This window comes from Actinomadura sp. NPDC049753 (assembly GCF_040674655.1).
GTDB classification, from domain to species: Bacteria; Actinomycetota; Actinomycetes; order Streptosporangiales; family Streptosporangiaceae; genus Spirillospora; species Spirillospora verrucosospora.
Genome location: NZ_JBFARL010000171.1, coordinates 1 through 17,042 on the forward strand (window position 1 = coordinate 1; position 17,042 = coordinate 17,042).

17 protein-coding genes and 1 pseudogene are annotated in these 17,042 nt (G+C 73.1%); 7 read left to right on the forward strand and 11 right to left on the reverse strand.

Going from position 1 to position 17,042, the window contains the following annotated elements; genetic code table 11:
* Both AB0K37_RS31865 and AB0K37_RS31870 read left to right on the forward strand, forming a co-directional pair.
* The coding region (locus tag AB0K37_RS31865) for a hypothetical protein (RefSeq protein WP_363987302.1) at positions 1-214 on the forward strand (214 nt) is incomplete at its 5' end.
* Between the two features lie 64 nt (positions 215-278).
* Complete coding sequence (locus tag AB0K37_RS31870) at positions 279-2,042, forward strand: CocE/NonD family hydrolase (protein ID WP_363987304.1); 1,764 nt, start codon at positions 279-281, stop codon at positions 2,040-2,042.
* Positions 2,043-2,059: 17 nt separating this feature from the next.
* Here the strand turns inward: AB0K37_RS31870 and AB0K37_RS31875 are convergent, their stop codons facing one another.
* The 9 genes from AB0K37_RS31875 to AB0K37_RS31915 all read right to left on the reverse strand — a co-directional run bounded on the left by AB0K37_RS31875 (position 2,060) and on the right by AB0K37_RS31915 (position 9,185).
* On the reverse strand, positions 2,060-2,908 hold the full coding sequence (locus tag AB0K37_RS31875) for a hypothetical protein (RefSeq protein WP_363987306.1): 849 nt from the start codon (positions 2,906-2,908) through the stop codon (positions 2,060-2,062).
* Positions 2,909-2,924: 16 nt separating this feature from the next.
* Positions 2,925-3,686 (reverse strand): imidazole glycerol phosphate synthase subunit HisF, encoded by a 762-nt coding sequence (gene hisF, locus AB0K37_RS31880; protein WP_363987308.1) that lies wholly within the window; start codon positions 3,684-3,686, stop codon positions 2,925-2,927.
* Positions 3,683-4,402: a bifunctional 1-(5-phosphoribosyl)-5-((5-phosphoribosylamino)methylideneamino)imidazole-4-carboxamide isomerase/phosphoribosylanthranilate isomerase PriA gene (gene priA, locus AB0K37_RS31885; protein WP_185023608.1), complete on the reverse strand. Its 720-nt coding sequence runs from the start codon at positions 4,400-4,402 to the stop codon at positions 3,683-3,685. Before priA ends, hisF begins: the two co-directional genes overlap by 4 nt.
* Before the next feature lie 34 nt (positions 4,403-4,436).
* Complete coding sequence (gene hisH, locus AB0K37_RS31890) at positions 4,437-5,072, reverse strand: imidazole glycerol phosphate synthase subunit HisH (RefSeq protein ID WP_363987311.1); 636 nt, start codon at positions 5,070-5,072, stop codon at positions 4,437-4,439.
* A gap of 31 nt (positions 5,073-5,103) precedes the next feature.
* Positions 5,104-5,274, reverse strand: coding sequence for a hypothetical protein (locus AB0K37_RS31895; RefSeq protein WP_363987313.1), 171 nt, complete (start codon positions 5,272-5,274; stop codon positions 5,104-5,106).
* A 2-nt stretch (positions 5,275-5,276) separates the two neighbouring features.
* Positions 5,277-5,870, reverse strand: a complete 594-nt coding sequence (hisB, locus tag AB0K37_RS31900; RefSeq protein ID WP_345175452.1) for an imidazoleglycerol-phosphate dehydratase HisB — start codon at positions 5,868-5,870, stop codon at positions 5,277-5,279.
* A complete protein-coding gene (locus AB0K37_RS31905; RefSeq protein ID WP_363987315.1) occupies positions 5,867-6,988 on the reverse strand; it encodes a histidinol-phosphate transaminase in 1,122 nt (373 codons plus the stop codon). Before AB0K37_RS31905 ends, hisB begins: the two co-directional genes overlap by 4 nt.
* The gene (gene hisD / locus AB0K37_RS31910; RefSeq protein ID WP_363987317.1) at positions 6,985-8,292 is read right to left on the reverse strand and encodes a histidinol dehydrogenase; all 1,308 of its coding nucleotides are present in this window, start codon (positions 8,290-8,292) and stop codon (positions 6,985-6,987) included. The genes AB0K37_RS31905 and hisD overlap by 4 nt, the downstream gene beginning before the upstream one ends.
* Positions 8,293-8,372: 80 nt before the next feature.
* Positions 8,373-9,185, reverse strand: coding sequence for a PhzF family phenazine biosynthesis isomerase (locus AB0K37_RS31915; RefSeq protein WP_363987319.1), 813 nt, complete (start codon positions 9,183-9,185; stop codon positions 8,373-8,375).
* Between the two features lie 121 nt (positions 9,186-9,306).
* Here AB0K37_RS31915 and AB0K37_RS31920 point away from each other — a divergent pair, with 121 nt between their 5' ends.
* Complete coding sequence (locus AB0K37_RS31920; protein WP_363987321.1) at positions 9,307-9,969, forward strand: LON peptidase substrate-binding domain-containing protein; 663 nt, start codon at positions 9,307-9,309, stop codon at positions 9,967-9,969.
* Between the two features lie 22 nt (positions 9,970-9,991).
* On the forward strand, positions 9,992-10,489 hold the full coding sequence (ybaK, locus tag AB0K37_RS31925; RefSeq protein ID WP_363987322.1) for a Cys-tRNA(Pro) deacylase: 498 nt from the start codon (positions 9,992-9,994) through the stop codon (positions 10,487-10,489).
* Here ybaK and AB0K37_RS31930 read toward each other — a convergent pair.
* A complete protein-coding gene (locus AB0K37_RS31930) occupies positions 10,373-10,975 on the reverse strand; it encodes a hypothetical protein (protein WP_363987324.1) in 603 nt (200 codons plus the stop codon). The genes ybaK and AB0K37_RS31930 overlap by 117 nt on opposite strands.
* A gap of 128 nt (positions 10,976-11,103) precedes the next feature.
* Here AB0K37_RS31930 and AB0K37_RS31935 point away from each other — a divergent pair, with 128 nt between their 5' ends.
* On the forward strand, positions 11,104-11,799 hold the full coding sequence (locus AB0K37_RS31935) for a DUF6882 domain-containing protein (RefSeq protein WP_363987326.1): 696 nt from the start codon (positions 11,104-11,106) through the stop codon (positions 11,797-11,799).
* A 446-nt stretch (positions 11,800-12,245) separates the two neighbouring features.
* On the opposite strand, the gene dnaE is transcribed toward AB0K37_RS31935, so the two are convergent.
* Positions 12,246-15,776 carry a DNA polymerase III subunit alpha gene (gene dnaE / locus AB0K37_RS31940; protein WP_363987328.1) on the reverse strand — a complete coding sequence of 1,177 codons (3,531 nt, stop codon included), beginning with the start codon at positions 15,774-15,776 and terminating at the stop codon, positions 12,246-12,248.
* Between the two features lie 525 nt (positions 15,777-16,301).
* Between dnaE and AB0K37_RS31945 the strand changes: the two genes are divergently transcribed.
* Positions 16,302-16,595 (forward strand): chorismate mutase, encoded by a 294-nt coding sequence (locus AB0K37_RS31945; RefSeq protein WP_363987330.1) that lies wholly within the window; start codon positions 16,302-16,304, stop codon positions 16,593-16,595.
* A 113-nt stretch (positions 16,596-16,708) separates the two neighbouring features.
* Positions 16,709-16,948 (forward strand): annotated as a pseudogene (locus tag AB0K37_RS31950) (AzlC family ABC transporter permease); the annotation flags it as partial.
* Between the last annotated feature and the right edge of the window lie 94 nt (positions 16,949-17,042).

A 17,042-nucleotide genomic window follows, 5' to 3' on the forward strand; every position in this document is an offset into this window, starting at 1 on the left:
GGCGAACGCGTCGCGCGCCGCGGGCACGGTCGCCGCCCTCGCCCACCAGGTGCACGGCGCGCTCGGCGCCACCGAGGAGCACCCCCTGCGCCGGGTCACCCTGCGGCTGTGGTCGTGGCGGGACGAGTACGGCGGCGAGACCGCCTGGGCCGACGAGCTCGGCGCCGCGCTCGCCGCCGCGCCCGACCCGTGGGCGCTCGTCACCGGCACCTGATCGCCCGGTCGGCGGAACGGGTCGGTAATCTCGCTAGGAGTAGCGGACCGCGTTCGGAGGCAGCATGCCGCCCTGGGACCGACTGCCCGTCCCGCCGATCAGGCTGCCCCGGCCGAAGGGCCTGCCGTGGCCGAAGGGCCTGCCGTGGCCGGCAGGGCTGTCCTGGCCGGCGGGCCTGCCGTGGCCGTGGGGCCTCGCCCCCTACACCGTCGAGCGCGACCTGCCGGTGACCATGCCGGACGGCGTCGTCCTCCTCGCCGACCGGTACGTCCCGGCCGGGGTCGAGCGGCCCCCCACCATCCTCGTCCGCACCCCCTACGGGCGCCGCGGCCCCGCCGCCCTCGCCAACGGCCTGCTCTTCGTCCCGTTCGGTTTCCAGCTCGTCGTGCAGAGCGCCCGCGGGACCTCCGGGTCCGGCGGCGAGTTCGACCCCCTCGGCAGCGAGCGCGCCGACGGGCTCGCCACCGTCGAGTGGCTGAAGCGGCAGCCCTGGTTCCACGGCTCGTTCGCCGCCTTCGGGCCGAGCTACCTCGGCTACGCGGCCTGGGCGATCGCCGCCGAGGCCGGGCCCGAGCTGAAGGCGATGTCCCTGCAGATCACCGCGTCCACCTTCCGGGACGCCGCCTACGTGGGCGGGTCGTTCGCCCTGGAGTCCACGCTCACCTGGACCGACCTCACGCACCGCCAGCAGCGGCGGCTCGGCATGCTGACCGCGCCGCTGACGTCGCGGCGCCGCGCCCTGCGCGCCGCCCGCTCCGGCCGCCCGCTCGCCGAGCTGGACGTGCTGGCCGGCGGCGAGCCCATGCGCTTCTACCAGGACCTGCTCGCGGGCCACGGGGCCGCCAGCGGCTACTGGGACACCCGCGACTTCAGCGCCACGGTCGGCGAGGTCGCCGCGCCCGCCACCCTCCTCGGCGGCTGGTACGACGTGTTCCTGCCCTGGATGATCAAGGACTACCTGGCGCTGCGCGCCGCCGGGCGCGTCCCGTACCTGACGATCGGCCCCTGGTGGCACACCGACGCCCGGCACGGACTGCCGGCGATCCGCGAGTCGCTCGCCTGGTTCCGCGCCCATCTGCAGGGCGACCCGTCCGGGCTGCGGCGCGACCCCGTCCGCGTCTACGTCACCGGCGCCCGCGAGTGGCGGCACTACCGCGACTGGCCCCCGCCGGGCACGCGGCGGGCGCGCTGGCACCTGCACGCCGGCGGCGGCCTCGGCGAGGACGGCCCGCGCGACGCCCGGCCCAGCGCCTACCGCTTCGACCCGGCCCGCCCGACGCCCGCGCTCGGCGGCCCCACACTGCTGGGCAGCTCCCGCCCCGTCGACAACCGCCCCCTGGAGCGGCGGCCGGACGTGCTGGTCTTCACCTCAGCGCCGCTCGACGCCGACCTGGACGTCATCGGCCCGGTCGGCGCCGAGCTGTTCGTCCGCTCCGACCGCGAGCACACCGACTTCGTCGTCCGGCTCTGCGACGTCTCCCCGGACGGGACGTCCCGCAACGTCTGCGAGGGCGGCCTGCGCCTGCCCGCCGCCGCGGCCACGCCCGTCGGGACCGGCGGGGTGCTCCGCCTCGCCGTCGACCTGTGGCCCACCGGCCACCGGTTCCAGCGCGGCCACAGCGTCCGGGTCCACGTCACCAGCGGCGCCCACCCCAAGGTCGCCGTCAACCCCGGCACCGGCGAGCCCCTCGCCACCACCGCGACGAGGATGGTCACCGCCCGGCAGGAGGTCCTGCACGACCCCGACCACCCGTCCGCGATCATCCTTCCCGTCGCCGAACGCTCTCCCGAGGCCGCGGCCCCGGCCCCCGAGGAGGACGCCCCGTGACCGGTCCCGGAGACGGCTCAGCGCACCCGGGAGATGATCGCCTTCGCCAGTTTCTTCGCGCTTCCGGGGGCGTGGTGGAGGTAGAGGGCGGGTTCGGTCAGTTCGAGCTCGATCAGCATCGGGGCGCCGTCCGGACCGGGGATCATGTCGACGCGGGCGTAGAGGAGATCGTCGCCGTGCGGGACGGCGGCCAGGGCACGGGCGGCCAGCTCCAGCTCGGCCTCGGTCGCCGTGGAGGCGGTGACCTGCCCGCGCGCCGGGTCGTCCCGGACGGAGCCCTGGACGCCCGCCCCGGCGGCGAGGATCTGCGCCTTGCGCCCGGCGTGGCTGTACTCGCCGTCGAGGAAGACCAGCGCCGTCTCGCCGACCGTGTCGACCGCGGACAGGTACGGCTGGACCATCGCCGTCCGGCCCGCCTCGCGCAGCGAGCGCAGGTGGGCGCGGGCCGCGTCCTCCTCGCCGGGGCCCCAGCGGGCGGTGTCGCCCGCGCCGATCGAGACGGCGGGCTTGACGACGTACTCCGGCCACTCGGAGGGGACGTCGTCCGGATCCCAGAGGGTCGGGACGACCGGGACGCCCGCGCCGGCGAGGTCGCGCAGGTAGCGCTTGTCGGTGTTCCACCGCACGATCGCGGCGGGGTTGAGGACCCGGGGCAGGCTCTCCGCCCAGGCCACGAACTCGTCCCGCCGGGCGGTGTAGTCCCAGGTGGAGCGGATGACGACGAGATCGTGGCGGGACCAGTCGACGTCGGCGTCCCAGGCGACGGGCTCGGCGGCGACGCCCTCGGCCGCCAGGGCGCCGATCAGGTCCTGGACGTCGTCGCTTCCGTCGGGCAGCAGCGAGCAGGTCGCGAGAGCGATGTTCATTCGGGGGGGTTCCTCTTCAGCGAACGGGACTGCCGGCGGCGCGCAGCGCGGCCTTGACGTCGGAGATCTTCAGCTCCCCGAAGTGGAAGACGCTGGCGGCGAGGACGGCGTCCGCGCCCGCCTCCACGGCCGGGGGGAAGTGCTCGACCGCCCCCGCGCCCCCGCTGGCGATCACCGGGACGGTGACGGCCTCCCGGACGAGGCGCAGCATCTCCAGGTCGAACCCGGCCTTGGTGCCGTCGGCGTCCATCGAGTTCAGCAGGATCTCCCCGACGCCGAGCTCCGCGCCGCGGCGGGCCCACTCGATCGCGTCGATGCCGGTGCCCTTGCGGCCGCCGTGCGTGGTGACCTCGAAGCCGGACGGCGTCCCCTCGGCGCGCCGCGCGTCCACCGACAGCACGACGCACTGCGACCCGAACCGGTGCGCGGCCTCCCGCAGGAACTCCGGCCGCGCGATCGCCGCGGTGTTGATCGAGACCTTGTCGGCGCCCGCGCGCAGCAGCCGGTCGACGTCCTCGACCGTGCGGATGCCGCCGCCGACCGTCAGCGGGATGAACACCTGCTCGGCGGTCCGCCGCACCACGTCGTAGGTAGTGGAGCGGTCGGCGCTGGAGGCGGTGATGTCCAGGAAGGTCAGCTCGTCGGCGCCCTCGGCGTCGTAGCGGCGGGCCAGTTCCACGGGGTCGCCCGCGTCCCGCAGGTTCTGGAAGTTGACGCCCTTGACCACGCGCCCGGCGTCGACGTCCAGGCACGGGATCACCCGCACGGCGACGGTCACTTCACGGCCTCCAGGGCCTCTTCCAGCGTGAACGCCCCCGCGTAGAGGGCCTTGCCGACGATCGCGCCCTCGACGCCGTCGGGGACGAGCCCGGCCAGCGCCCGCAGGTCGTCCAGCGACGAGACCCCGCCGGAGGCGACGACGGGCTTGTCCGTCCGGGAGCACACCTCGCGCAGCAGCTCGGTGTTGGGGCCGCGCAGCGTCCCGTCCTTGGTGACGTCGGTGACCACGTAGCGGGGGCAGCCGTCGTCCTCCAGCCGAGCGAGGACCTCCCACAGGTCGCCGCCCTCCCGCGTCCAGCCGCGCGCGGCCAGCGTCGTGCCCCGCACGTCCAGCCCCACCGCGATCCGGTCGCCGTGCGAGGCGATGATCTTGCGGCACCAGGCGGGGTCCTCCAGCGCGGCGGTGCCGATGTTGACCCGGGCGCACCCCGTGGCGAGGGCCGCCTCCAGCGACGCGTCGTCGCGGATGCCGCCCGACAGCTCGACCTTCACGTCCAGCTTCCCGGTCACCTCGGCGAGCAGCTCCCGGTTGGAGCCGCGCCCGAACGCCGCGTCGAGGTCCACCAGATGGATCCACTCCGCCCCCGCCCCCTGCCAGGCGAGCGCCGCCTCCAGCGGCGCGCCGTAGGAGGTCTCGGTGCCGGCCTCGCCCTGCACCAGCCGGACGGCCCGGCCGTCGGCGACGTCTACGGCGGGAAGGAGCGTCAAAGTCATGCGGAAACCCTATCGATGCAGATGGAACGAGTGCCTAGGCCAGGGTGGCGAGCCAGTTGCGCAGGAGCTGGGCGCCGGCGTCGCCGGACTTCTCCGGGTGGAACTGGGTGGCGCACAGGGGGCCGTTCTCCACCGCGGCGACGAAGCGGTCGCCGTGCTCGGACCAGGTGACCAGCGGCGCCGGGATGGTGCCGGTCGGGTCGGACTCCAGGTCCCAGCTGCGCGCGGCGTAGGAGTGGACGAAGTAGAAGCGCTCGTCGCGCAGGCCCTCGAAGAGCGCGGAGCCCTCGGGGGCGTCCACGGTGTTCCAGCCCATGTGCGGGACGACCGGGGCGTTCAGGCGGTCGACCGTGCCCGGCCATTCGTCGCAGCCCTGGGTGGTGACGCCGTGCTCGATGCCCTTGGAGAACAGGATCTGCATGCCGACGCAGATGCCGAGGACGGGGCGGCCGCCCGCCAGCCGTCGGCCGATGATCTGGTCGCCGTGCACCGAGCGCAGGCCCGCCATGCAGGCGGCGAACGCGCCGACGCCGGGGACGACCAGGCCGTCGGCGGCGAGCGCGGCGTCCCGGTCGGCGGTGACGGTCACCTCCGCCCCGGCGCGCGCCACGGCGCGCTCGGCCGAGCGCAGGTTCCCCGAGCCGTAGTCGAGAATGACGATCTTCTTCACGCCTCCACCGCCCTCACCCGCCGGTCCGCGCTCACGACCACATCACTCCCCCGGCGACCGCCAGCCCGGCGAGCACCAGCAGGAGCATCGCGGCGATCTTGAGGCCCTGCTTGACGAAGCTGTACACGCCCGCCAGCAGGAACACCGCGACCGCGAAGATCACCACCGTGCCGTAGGTGAGGTGCAGGCCACCGATCTCCACGGCTACAGGGCTCCCTTGGTGGACGGGATGCCGTGCACCTTCGGGTCGAACGCCACGGCGTCGCGCAGCGCCCGGGCGAGGGCCTTGAACTGCGCCTCGACGATGTGGTGGGCGTTGCGGCCGTAGGGGACGTGGACGTGCAGCGCGACCCGCGCGTTCGACACGAACGACTCGAAGATGTGCCGGGTCATCGTGGTGTCGTACTCGGGGCCGATCATCGGCGCCATGCCGTCCGGCTCCACGTGCACCAGGTAGGGGCGCCCGGAGACGTCCACGGTGACCTGGGCGAGCGCCTCGTCGAGCGGGATGGAGGCGTCGGCGAAGCGGCGGATGCCGGCCTTGTCGCCGAGCGCCTCGCGGAACGCCGCGCCGAGCGCGATCGCGGTGTCCTCGATGGTGTGGTGGCTGTCGATGTGCAGGTCGCCGGTGGTCTTGACGGTCAGGTCGAACGACCCGTGCTTGCCGAGCTGCGCCAGCATGTGGTCGAAGAAACCCACGCCGGTCGCGACGTCGACCTGCCCGGTGCCGTCGAGGTCGATCTCGACGAGGACCTGGGTCTCCCCGGTCCCGCGCTCGACTCGTCCCTTGCGCGTCACAGACTCTCCTCGTTGTTCTCGGTGCCGGCTCCCCGCGCCAGGCGGAGCGCGGTGCGGAAGGCGGCCATCTCCTCCGGGGTGCCGACGCTGACCCGCAGCCACTCGGGCGGGCCCACCTCCCGGATCAGCACGCCGCGCTCCAGCAGGTCCTCCCAGATGCGGCGGCGGTCGGGGAACGTCCCGAACAGGACGAAGTTGGCGTCGGAGTCGGCGACCCGGAGCCCCTCGGCGCGCAGCCACGCCACGAGGTCGTCGCGCTCGCGGCGCAGGGCGTCGACGCCGCCGAGCAGCTCCTCGCCGTGGGCGAGGGCGGTGCGCGCGACGGCCTGGGTGACGGCCGACAGGTGGTAGGGCAGCCGGACGAGCAGCAGCGCGTCGACCACGGCGGGGTCGGCGGCCAGGTAGCCGAGCCGGGCCCCGGCCATCGCGAACGCCTTCGACATCGTCCGGGTGACGATCAGCCGCGGGTGGCCGTCCAGCAGCGTCAGCGCGGACGGGGTGCCCGCCCGGCGGAACTCGGCGTAGGCCTCGTCGACGACGACCATTCCGGGCGCGGCCGCCAGGACGGCCTCGATCGCGTCGAGGGGCAGCGCCGTGCCGGTCGGGTTGTTGGGCGAGGTCAGGAACACGACGTCGGGCCGGTGCTCCTCGACGGCCGCGACGGCGCGCTCGGGTTCGAGGCCGAAGTCCTCGTCGCGGAAGGCGTTCACCCAGCGGGTCCCGGACACCCCCGTGATGATCGGGTGCATCGAGTAGGACGGCTCGAAGCCGAGCGCGGTGCGCCCCGCCCCGCCGAACGCCTGCAGGATCTGCTGGATGATCTCGTTGGAGCCGTTCGCGGCCCACACCCGGGCCGCGGTGAGGCCCGCGCCGGGCGTGTCGGCGTTCAGGAACGCGGCGAGGTCCTCGCGGAGCGCGACCGCGTCGCGGTCGGGGTAGCGGTTCAGCGACCCGGCGACGTCCATGACGGCCTCGCCGAGGGCCTTCACGAGCCGCTCGGACGGCGGGTAGGGGTTCTCGTTGGTGTTCAGCGCGAACGGGACGTCCAGCTGGGGCGCGCCGTAGGGCTCCCGGCCGCGCAGGTCGTCCCGCAGCGGCAGGTCGTTGAGCGAGGTCACGAAGGGGTCTCCCAGTCGAAGCGGGCCTGGAGGGCGGCGCCGTGGGCGGGCAGGTCCTCGGCCTCGGCGAGCGCGACGACCCGCGCGGTGGCGTCGGCGAGGGCGTCGCGGTCGTACTCGACGACGTGCACGCCGCGCAGGAACGACTGGACCGACAGCCCGGAGGAGTGGCAGGCGCACCCGCCGGTGGGCAGGACGTGGTTGGAGCCCGCCAGGTAGTCGCCGAGCGACACCGGCGCGTACCGGCCGACGAAGACCGCCCCGGCGTTGCGGACGCGCGCGGCGACCGCGGCGGCGTCGGCGGTCTGGATCTCCAGGTGCTCGGCGGCGTAGGCGTCCACGACCTTGAGTCCGTCGTCGACGCCGTCGACCAGGACGATGCCGGACTGCCGCCCGGCCAGCGCCTCGGTGATCCGCTCGGCGTGGCGGGTGCGGGCGACCTGCGCCTTCAGCTCGGCCTCGACCTCGTCGGCGAGCCGCACCGAGTCGGTGACCAGGACGGCGGCGGCGAGCGTGTCGTGCTCGGCCTGGCTGATCAGGTCGGCGGCGACCTCCACCGCGTCGGCGGTGCCGTCGGCGAGGATCGCGATCTCCGTCGGGCCGGCCTCGGCGTCGATGCCGATCACGCCCTTGAGCAGCCGCTTGGCCGCGGCGACGTAGACGTTGCCGGGCCCGGTGACCAGGTCGGCGCGGGGGCACTCCTCGGTGCCGTAGGCGAACATCGCGATCGCCTGCGCGCCGCCCGCGGCGTACACCTCGTCGACGCCGAGCAGCGCGCACGCGGCCAGGATCGAGGGGTGCGGCAGCCCGCCGAAGTCCTTCTGCGCGGGCGAGGTGACGGCGAGGGAGCCGACGCCCGCCTCCTGCGCGGGGACGACGTTCATGACCACGCTGGACGGGTAGACGGCGCGGCCGCCCGGCACGTACAGGCCCACGCGTCCGACCGGGATCCACCGCTCGGTGACGGTGCCGCCGGGCACGACCTGCGTGGTCACGTCGGTGCGGCGCTGCGCGCGGTGCACGGCCCGGGCGCGGCGGATGCTCTCCTCCAGCGCGTCCCGGACGGCCGGGTCGAGGCCGGTGAGCGCCCGGTGCACGGCCTCGACCGGGACCCGGACGCGCTCCAGCTCGACCCCGTCGAACCGGCTGGTGTGCTCCCGTACCGCCGCCGAGCCGCGATGGCGCACGTCCTCGCAGATGGGCCGCACCTTGTCCAGGGCGGCCTCGACGTCGAGTTCGGCGCGGGGCAGCACGGTGCGCAGGTCGCCGGGAAGCGAGCCGCGCAGGTCGATACGGGAAATCACCCGTCCAGTCTACGGAGTGCCCTCCGTCCCTCGCGCACCGTCTCACGTCCCGAGACGCCGTGTCGCCGCGGCGCGGCGGGTCAGACCCGGAGGGCGCCGTCCAGGACGGTGACGGCCCGGCCGGCCAGGGTCACCCGGTCGCCGTGCAGGGCCACGCGGACGTGCCCGCCGCGCGGCGACGCCTGGTAGCCGGTCAGGACGTCGCGGCCGAGGCGCTCGGCCCAGTAGGGCGCGAGGGCGCAGTGGGCGGAGCCGGTCACCGGGTCCTCGGCGTCGCCGGGCAGGACGCGCGGGGCGAAGAACCGGGACACGAAGTCGTGCTCCCGGCCGGGGCCGGCGGCCGCCGTGACGATCACGCCGCGGGCATCGATCCCGGCGAGCGCCCGGACGTCCGGGGCGAGGCCCCGCACGCCGTCCTCGTCCGGGACCTCGGCGAGCAGGTCGTTCTGGGCGTTGCGGCCGGCGTGCAGCACCTTGGCGCCGAGCGCCTCCGCGAGCCTTCCGGGCACTTCGACGGGGTCGGCGCGCATCACCGGGAAGTCCATCGCCAGTGCGCCGTCCTCCTCCGGGGTGACGGTGAGGACGCCGCTCTTGAGCGTGCGGAACCTGATCGGGTCGCCCGCCGCGGCCGTGCCCGTCTCGTAGAGGGCGTGGGCGGAAGCGAGGGTGGCGTGCCCGCAGAGGGCGACCTCCGTCTTCGGGGTGAACCACCGCAGTTCGAAGTCGGCGTCCGCGGCCTGAACCGGCCGGACGAACGCCGTCTCGGAATGCCTCATCTCCGCGGCGACGCGCTGCATCCACCCGGCCTCGGCGGCGCCCGTGAGCAGGCACACTCCGGCGGGGTTGCCGGCGAACGCGCGGCCGGTGAAGGCGTCGACGACGAGCATCCTCATGGCGCCGACGCTACACCCGTTTCACGCCGTGAAAAATCATCCCTTACCAAGATCATCATTTGCGACGTACCCTGGCGGCACGGGCGTTTCCGGTTGCGCCCAGGAACGCGGGAGAGAAGATGTGACCGAGCGGCTCGCCCTGTTCCCCCTGGGCACCGTGCTGTTCCCCGGCCTGGTGCTCCCCCTGCACCTGTTCGAGGACCGCTACCGCCGGCTGGTCGGCGACCTCCTCGAACAGCCCGAGCCGCGCGTGTTCGGCGTCGTCGGCATCGAGCTCGGCCACGAGGTCGGCGAGGGCGCGGCGCACCGCCTCGCCGAGGTCGGCTGCGTCGCCGAGCTGCGCGAGGTGACGCCGCACCCGGACGGGCGGTACGACATCGTCGCGGTCGGCGCCCGGCGGTTCCGGGTGAAGGAGCTGGATCAGTCCAGGCCCTACCTGCGGGGCGAGGTCGAGTTCCTTCCCGAGGAGCCGGGCGCCGATCCGGGTCCCGCCGCGGCGCGGGTCCGGCGGCTGTTCCGGCTCTACCGGCGGCGCCTCGGCGCGGCCGGCGCCGGACCGCCGGAGGAGATCGAGCGGCCGGCCGACCCGGTCGCGCTGTCGTACGCGGTCGCGGCGTCGCTCGTCCTGGACGGGCACGAGAAGCAGCGGCTGCTGGAGCACGAGGACGCGGCGCTGCGCCTGGAGGCGGAGGCCGAGTTGCTGGCCAGGGAGAACCGCATCCTGGACGTGCTTCCAATGATCCCCGCGGGGCAGTTCCTGGACGGGTCGTTCACACCGAACTGACCGCTCACGGCAGACTGCTCCCATGAGCACTGCCAAGGCCAAGGGCGGCAAGGGCACCCCCGCGACGATCGCCGCGGCGAAGGCCGGCGTCGACTTCACGCTGCACGCCTACGAGGCCGACCCGAACGCCGACTCCTACGGGGAGGCCGCCGCGGACGCCCTCGGCGTTCCGCACGACCGGCTCTTCAAGACGCTGCTGGCCGAGGTCGACGGGAACCTCACGGTCGGCGTCGTACCGGTCTCGTCCACCCTCGACCTGAAGGCGCTCGCGGCGGCGGCCGGGGGCAAGAAGGCGCGGATGGCCGACCCCCGCGACGCCGAGCGCGCCACCGGGTACGTCGTCGGCGGGATCAGCCCGCTCGGGCAGCGCAGGCGGCTGCCGACCGTGATCGACGCGTCGGTGTCAGGGCTCGCGACCGTCTACGTCTCGGCCGGCCGGCGCGGACTCCAGATCGAGCTCGTCCCCGCCGACCTCGTCCGCCTCACCGGCGCCCGCGTCGGCGCCATCGCCCGCGGGTAGCCGCCGCACGACCAGTTCCAGCAGCCCGTAGGCGGCGACCGCCGGCAGCGCCCAGAACACCAGCACGCCCTTGGCGCGCAGGTCGGCGACGCCGGTGACGGTGGTGCCGTCGCGGCCGTGCCGGACCACGTCCTCGAAGTGCCCGAGCCCGATCAGGTGGCCGGTCTGCCAGGCGAGGACGGCGGCCGCGGCGCCGCCCACGGCCAGCCCGAGCAGCAGCGCGGAGTCGTTGCCGCGCCCGCCCGCCAGGTAGGCGCCGGCGCCGCACGCGGTTCCGGCGATGAGCGCGATCAGGGCGAAGCGGACGTCGATGCCGATCGGGCCCTGGCCTTCCGGGTCGGCCAGAAAAGCCTCACCCTGCACGACCACGTAGGTCACCTTCGGGACGACCGCCGCCCACAGCAGGCCGGCGAGCGGCCCCAGCAGCGCGACGACGGCGCTGGTGACCGCCCAGATCGCCAAGAGCCTCCCGGTGGGTCGCCGCACCTCGTACGCTCCTAGTTGCAAGTCGTCCGACAGCGAAAGCCTAGCCTGCCCAGGTCAACCGATCGACTCTCGAAGGGTGTCCGATTCCCGCCCACGGCAGCCCCGATTACTGGGATAATGTGCCCGACATGTCCGGATTCAGCCCCGCGTTCGAACGCCTCGGCGCCGCACTGGCGGCCGTCGTCCTGCAGCAGCAGGAGACGCTCGCCGAGTTCCTGCCGCGCGAGGACTGGAGCGCCGACCTGACCGCCCGCACCTACACCAGCGGCGGCGTCACGGTCCGCGTCTCGCTGCTCGGCAGCTACGCCGCCCGCGAGCGCACCTGGCTGTGGGGCTGGGCCAACCCCCAGTTCGGCGACGCGCACCCCGCCGTCGCCCCGACGCTGGTCATCCGGGCCATCGGCGAACGGCTCGGCATCACCGAGTTCACCACGCCCGAAGTCGACCTGTCCTGGTACGAAGGCCCCGCCGGGCACGGCGGCGAACTCATCGCGATGGCCGCCGGCGGCGTCCTCGGCGGCGCCGGATACATCGGCGCCGGCTACGACGGCGGCTCCGCCTACCTGCACGTCGACGACCCCCAGGCGCCGCCCGCCCAGTGGGACCCCGTCCCCCTCCCCCGCCTCCTGGCCAACGCCGCCAGCCTCTTCCCCCACGAGCCGCGCCTCACCCTCGCCGGGTTCCTGTCGCACCACCGCGTCCCCTACCGGCAGAGCGACGTCCTCACCGAAGTGACCCTCCCCGGCGGCGGCACCGCCCGCGCCCACTTCGACGGCCTAGGCCGCTTCGTCGACTGGAGGGCTGAGCTTATTGCGGTTTCTTAGTTCTTCGGGCCTTGGGGGCCCGAAAAACGAAGAAACCGCGGGCGATCGCTGCATCGCTTCGACTCGCCTTGCGGCTCGCTGCGCGATCAGTTTCTTGCTTCGCTTGAAACTGCCTTCGGACGCGATCGCGATTCCCAGGGTCCCCGATGGCTGAGGTGTCAGTTGCGGTTGTCGGGGATGTTGGCTGCGGTTGCCGCGGGCGGTGGCTGCGGTTGCCGCCCTGCTCTTTGACCGCCCCAGCGCCGCGGAGCTTTCGTTGCGGTTGCCGCGGGAGTGGGTTGCGGTCTGCGGCTCCTCGCCGCCCACTACCAGAGCGGCCAGCGTGACCCTTCAGGTGGCGTTGGGCGCGCCGTCGTCCGCTGTCGACATGGGCGGGCGCGGGCTCGGTGCCAGGACTGGCGGCGTGCCCCGCCGGGGCGCGCCGTCCCGGCGGGGCTCTGTCTGGGTCACCCCAGGCAGGACGGGCCCAGGAGTTGCTTCAGGTCGCCCATGAGGGCCGGGGACGGCGCCACGCGGAGCCTGTCGTCCAGGCGGACCACGGTCGTGCGCGGGCCGTTCTGGAGGTGGAGGTGCACCTCGGCGGTGCCGGGGTGGGTGATCAGCACCTCCTTGAGGCGGGAGACCGTGGGGGGCGTGCAGCGGCCCAGCGGCAGCGTGACCGAAAGGGGGCCGGTGGCGTCGGTGACGCTGAGGTCGGGCTGGACGACCTCCATCGCGATGATCTTCGCGACGTCCTCGCGGCGGTCCAGGCGGCCCTTGACGACGAGGATGGCGTCCTCGGCGAGGAGGGTCGAGCACAGCTGGTAGGACGACGGGAAGCACATCACCTCGATGGAGCCGCCGAGGTCCTCCAGCTGGAACATGGCCCAGGAGTTGCCCTGCTTGGTGACCTTGCGCTGGAGGCCGGACAGCAGCCCGGCCACGACGACCACCTGGCCGTCGGGGCGCTCGCCGCCGTTCAGGACGGCGATCGTGCAGTCGGCCTCCCGCTCCAGGATGTGCTCGACGCCGAGGAGCGGGTGGTCCGACACGTAGAGGCCGAGCATCTCCCGCTCGAAGGCGAGAAGGGTCGTCTTGTCCCACTCCTCGCCCTCGGGGATCGCGACGGCGAACGCGTCCTCGCCGCCGTCGTCCTCCAGGGCGCCGAACAGGGAGTCCTGGCCGACGGCCTCCTTGCGCTTGATGTCGATGACCGAGTCGATGGCCTGCTCGTGCACCATCAGCAGCGCCTTGCGCTGGTGGCCGAGCTCGTCGAACGCGCCCGCCTTGATCAGCGACTCCACGACCCGCTTGTTGCACACCGGCGGCGGGACCTTGTTGAGGAAGTCGTTGAAGTCGGTGTAGGCGCCCTTCTCGCGGCGGGCCGCGACGATCCCGTCCACGACGTTGGTGCCGACGTTGCGGACCGCCGACAGGCCGAAACGGATCTCGGTGTCGCCGAGCGGGGTGAAGTCGGCCTCGGACGTGTTGACGTCGGGCGGCAGCACCTTCAGGCCCATCCGGCGGCACTCCGACAGGTACAGGGCGCTCTTGTCCTTGTCGTCGCCGACGGAGGTGAGCACGCCCGCCATGTACTCGGCCGGGTAGTTCGCCTTGAGGTAGGCCGTCCAGTAGGAGACGAGGCCGTACGCGGCGGAGTGGGCCTTGTTGAAGGCGTAGTCGGAGAACGGGACGAGGATGTCCCACAGGGTCTTCACGGCCTCCTTGGAGAAGCCGTTGTCGATCATGCCCTGCTCGAACCCGACGAACTGGGCGTCCAGCTCGGCCTTCTTCTTCTTGCCCATGACGCGGCGCAGCAGGTCCGCCTTGCCGAGCGTGTAGCCCGCCACCTTCTGCGCGATCGCCATGACCTGCTCCTGGTAGACGATCAGGCCGTAGGTGGTGTCGAGGATCTCCTTGAGCGGCTCCTCCAGCTCCGGGTGGATCGGCGTGATCTCCTGCGCGCCGTTCTTGCGCAGCGCGTAGTTGGTGTGGGAGTTCGCGCCCATCGGGCCGGGCCGGTACAGGGCGCCCACGGCGGAGATGTCCTCGAAGTTGTCCGGCTTCATCAGCCGGAGCAGGGAGCGCATGGGGCCGCCGTCGAACTGGAAGACGCCGAGGGTGTCGCCGCGGGCGAGCAGGTCGTAGGTCTTCTGGTCGTCCAGCGGGAGGGCGAGCAGGTCGACGTCGACGCCCTTGTTCTTCCGGATGCCCTTGAGCGCGTCGTCGATGATGGTCAGGTTGCGCAGGCCGAGGAAGTCCATCTTCAGCAGGCCGAGCGACTCGCAGGTCGGGTAGTCGAACTGCGTGATGATGGCCCCGTCGGCGTCCCGGCGCATGATCGGGATGTGGTCGGTGATCGTCTCACCGGACATGATGACCCCGGCGGCGTGCACGCCGGTCTGGCGGATCAGCCCCTCCAGGCCCTGCGCCAGGTCCATGATCTGCTTGACGTCGGTCTCTTCCTCGTACAGCTTGCGCAGCTCGCCGGCCTCGCCGTAGCGCGGGTGCTTGTCGTCGAAGATGCCCGACAGCGGGATGTCCTTGCCCATGACGGCGGGCGGGAACGCCTTGGAGATCCGGTCGCCGAGCGCGTACGGGAAGCCGAGGACGCGGCCCGCGTCCTTGATGGCGGCCTTCGCCTTGATGGTGCCGAACGTGGCGATGAAGGAGACCTTGTCGGCGCCCCACTTCTCGGTCGTGTACTTGATGACCTCGGCCCGCCGGTCTTCAGGGAAGTCGATGTCGATGTCGGGCATGGACGCGCGCTCGGGGTTCAGGAACCGCTCGAAGATCAGCCCGTGCGGGATGGGGTCGAGGTCGGTGATGCCCATCGCGTAGGCGATCAGCGAGCCCGCGGCGCTGCCTCGCCCGGGGCCGACCAGGATGCCGTTCTCCTTGGCCCACATGATGAAGTCGGCGACGACGAGGAAGTAGGACGGGTACCCCTTGCCGAGGATGACGCCCATCTCGTACTCGGCCTGCTCCTTGTAGCCGTCCGGGAGGCCGTCGGGGAAGCGGCGCTCCAGGCCCTTCCAGACCTCCTTGCGGAACCAGCTCTCCTCGGTCTCGCCCTCCGGGACGGGGAAGCGGGGGCTGAGGTCGCGGTACTCGAACATCCCGGCCGGGTCGACGCGCTCGGCGATCAGCAGGGTGTTCCTGCAGCCCTCGGCCCAGATGTCGGAGGAGTCGATGGCGCGCATCTCCTCGGCCGTCTTGAGGTAGTAGCCGCTGCCGTCGAACCGGAACCGGTCGGGGTCGGCGAGCTGCTTGCCCACCTGGACGCACAGCAGCGCGTCGTGGGCGGTGGCCTCGGACTCGTGCGTGTAGTGGGAGTCGTTGGTGACGACCGGCGGGATGTTCAGCCGCTTGCTGATCTCGATGAGGCCGTCGCGGACGCGGCGCTCGATCTCGAGGCCGTGGTCCATCAGCTCCAGGAAGTAGTTCTCCTTGCCGAGGATGTCCTGGAAGTTCGCGGCGGCCTTCAGCGCCTCGTCGAACTGGCCGAGCCGCAGCCGGGTCTGGACCTTGCCGGACGGGCAGCCGGTGGTGGCCATCAGGCCCTCGGAGTGCTCGGCGAGCAGCTCCTCGTCCATGCGCGCGTACTTGAAGACGAAGCCCTCGGTGTAGGCGCGGCTGGAGAGCTTGAACAGGTTGTGCAGGCCGGCCTTGTCGCGCGCCCACAGCGTCATGTGGTTGATCAGGCCGCCGCCGGAGACGTCGTCGCGTTTCTGGCTCGGCTCGCCCCACTGGACCTTCTTCTTGTGGTACCGGGACTCCGGCGCCATGTAGGCCTCGATGCCGATGATCGGCGTCACGCCGGCCGCGGTCGCCTGCTTGTGGAAGTCGTAGGCGCCGTGCATGTTGCCGTGGTCGGTCATCGCGATCGCCGGCATCTTCTGCCGGCCGACCTCCTCGAACATCTGCTTCAACCGCGCGGCTCCGTCGAGCATGGAGTACTCGGTGTGAACGTGCAGGTGAACGAAAGAGTCGGCCATGCGTGCTGCGCCTCCTGCTCGTCGCATGCGACCGCCCACGTGCGGGGTCGGCACGTGGTCGCGGCATCGGGTACCGGGGGAAGGTCGTCGGGCCGGCGGGCGCCGGAACGACGCGGCTCTGAGAGCCTAACCCGCATCCCTGGTCACTCGCGCCCCGACGCGCCCAATCCCGGGAGGCCCCTTCCGGTCGTCTCGAAACCCGGGACGGGATGTCCGGAGTTTGGCCCGCCGGGCGGCACGGCATACGATCGCCCCGTGGAACGTCGCCATCTCAGGTTTACGCAGCCGGCTCCGGGTGAGCCGGTCGCCTGCGCGACCTAGCGACGACCCCGGAGCCGGCCGAGGCGGAGTCCCCGTGGACTCCGCCTTTCTTCTGGAGCAGCCTTTTCGCTGATCAGGCGCGGCCCGGGGCACCCGCTCCCTCGCCCGGAAGGGCCGCGCGAGAGGGGACCCGAGATGAACGACCAGGTGATCGATCACGTCGGCGCGGACGCGGAGTGCCCGGTCCGCGAGCCGTCCGTCGAGATGCGGGTCGCGCTGCCGGCGGCCGCCGACGTCACCACGCTCGCCGAGGCCCGCGAGGCGATCGACGGCCTCGACGCCGCCCTCGCGACGCTGCTGGAGCACCGCACCGCCGTCGCCGCCGTCGTCCAGCGTCTCAAGCCGGTCGGCGGCTTCGCCGGCCGCGACCCCGAGCGCGAGCGGCGGATCGTCGAGGCCATGGCGGTGCGGGCCCCCTCCCTAGGCCCGGAACGGCTCGCCCCCATCGTGAACGCGATCATCGAGGCGGGGCTGGACGCGGCCGAGTCCGGCCGATGAGCGCGCCCGGGTCCGCGCGGGCGGCCGGCGAGGACGTCCCGGACGAGACCGCTCCGGAGGCGGGCGCCCCGGAGGAGGCGGCGCGGGCCGCGGCGGTACGCCACGGGCTCAGCGTGGGCATCGCCGTCGGGGTGTCCGGCCTGGCGTTCGGCGCCGCGGCGGTCACGGCGGGGCTCACGGTCGCGCAGGCGTGCGCGCTGAGCCTGCTGGCGTTCACCGGCGCGTCCCAGTTCGCGCTGGTCGGGGTCATCGGCGGGGGCGGCGGGCTGGTCGCCGGGACCCTCGGCGCGGTCCTGCTCGGCGGGCGCAACGCCCTGTACGGGATGCGGCTCGCGCCGACGCTCGGCGTGCGCAGCCGTCCAGGAGGTCCTCGACCTCGGTGAGGGTCTCGATGTCGAGGTCGTTCGTGGGCTCGTCCAGCAGGAGGACGTTGGGTTCGGCCATCAG

Bases quoted from the DNA above. Each gene is read 5' to 3' on its own strand.
- AB0K37_RS31870 (WP_363987304.1), top strand. From the start codon at position 279: ATGCCGCCCTGGGACCGACTGCCCGTCCCGCCGATCAGGCTGCCCCGG.
- AB0K37_RS31875 (WP_363987306.1), bottom strand. From the start codon at position 2,908: ATGAACATCGCTCTCGCGACCTGCTCGCTGCTGCCCGACGGAAGCGAC.
- priA (WP_185023608.1), bottom strand. From the start codon at position 4,402: ATGACTTTGACGCTCCTTCCCGCCGTAGACGTCGCCGACGGCCGGGCC.
- AB0K37_RS31915 (WP_363987319.1), bottom strand. From the start codon at position 9,185: ATGAGGATGCTCGTCGTCGACGCCTTCACCGGCCGCGCGTTCGCCGGC.
- ybaK (WP_363987322.1), top strand. From the start codon at position 9,992: ATGAGCACTGCCAAGGCCAAGGGCGGCAAGGGCACCCCCGCGACGATC.
- AB0K37_RS31935 (WP_363987326.1), top strand. From the start codon at position 11,104: ATGTCCGGATTCAGCCCCGCGTTCGAACGCCTCGGCGCCGCACTGGCG.
- dnaE (WP_363987328.1), bottom strand. From the start codon at position 15,776: ATGGCCGACTCTTTCGTTCACCTGCACGTTCACACCGAGTACTCCATG.
- AB0K37_RS31945 (WP_363987330.1), top strand. From the start codon at position 16,302: ATGCGGGTCGCGCTGCCGGCGGCCGCCGACGTCACCACGCTCGCCGAG.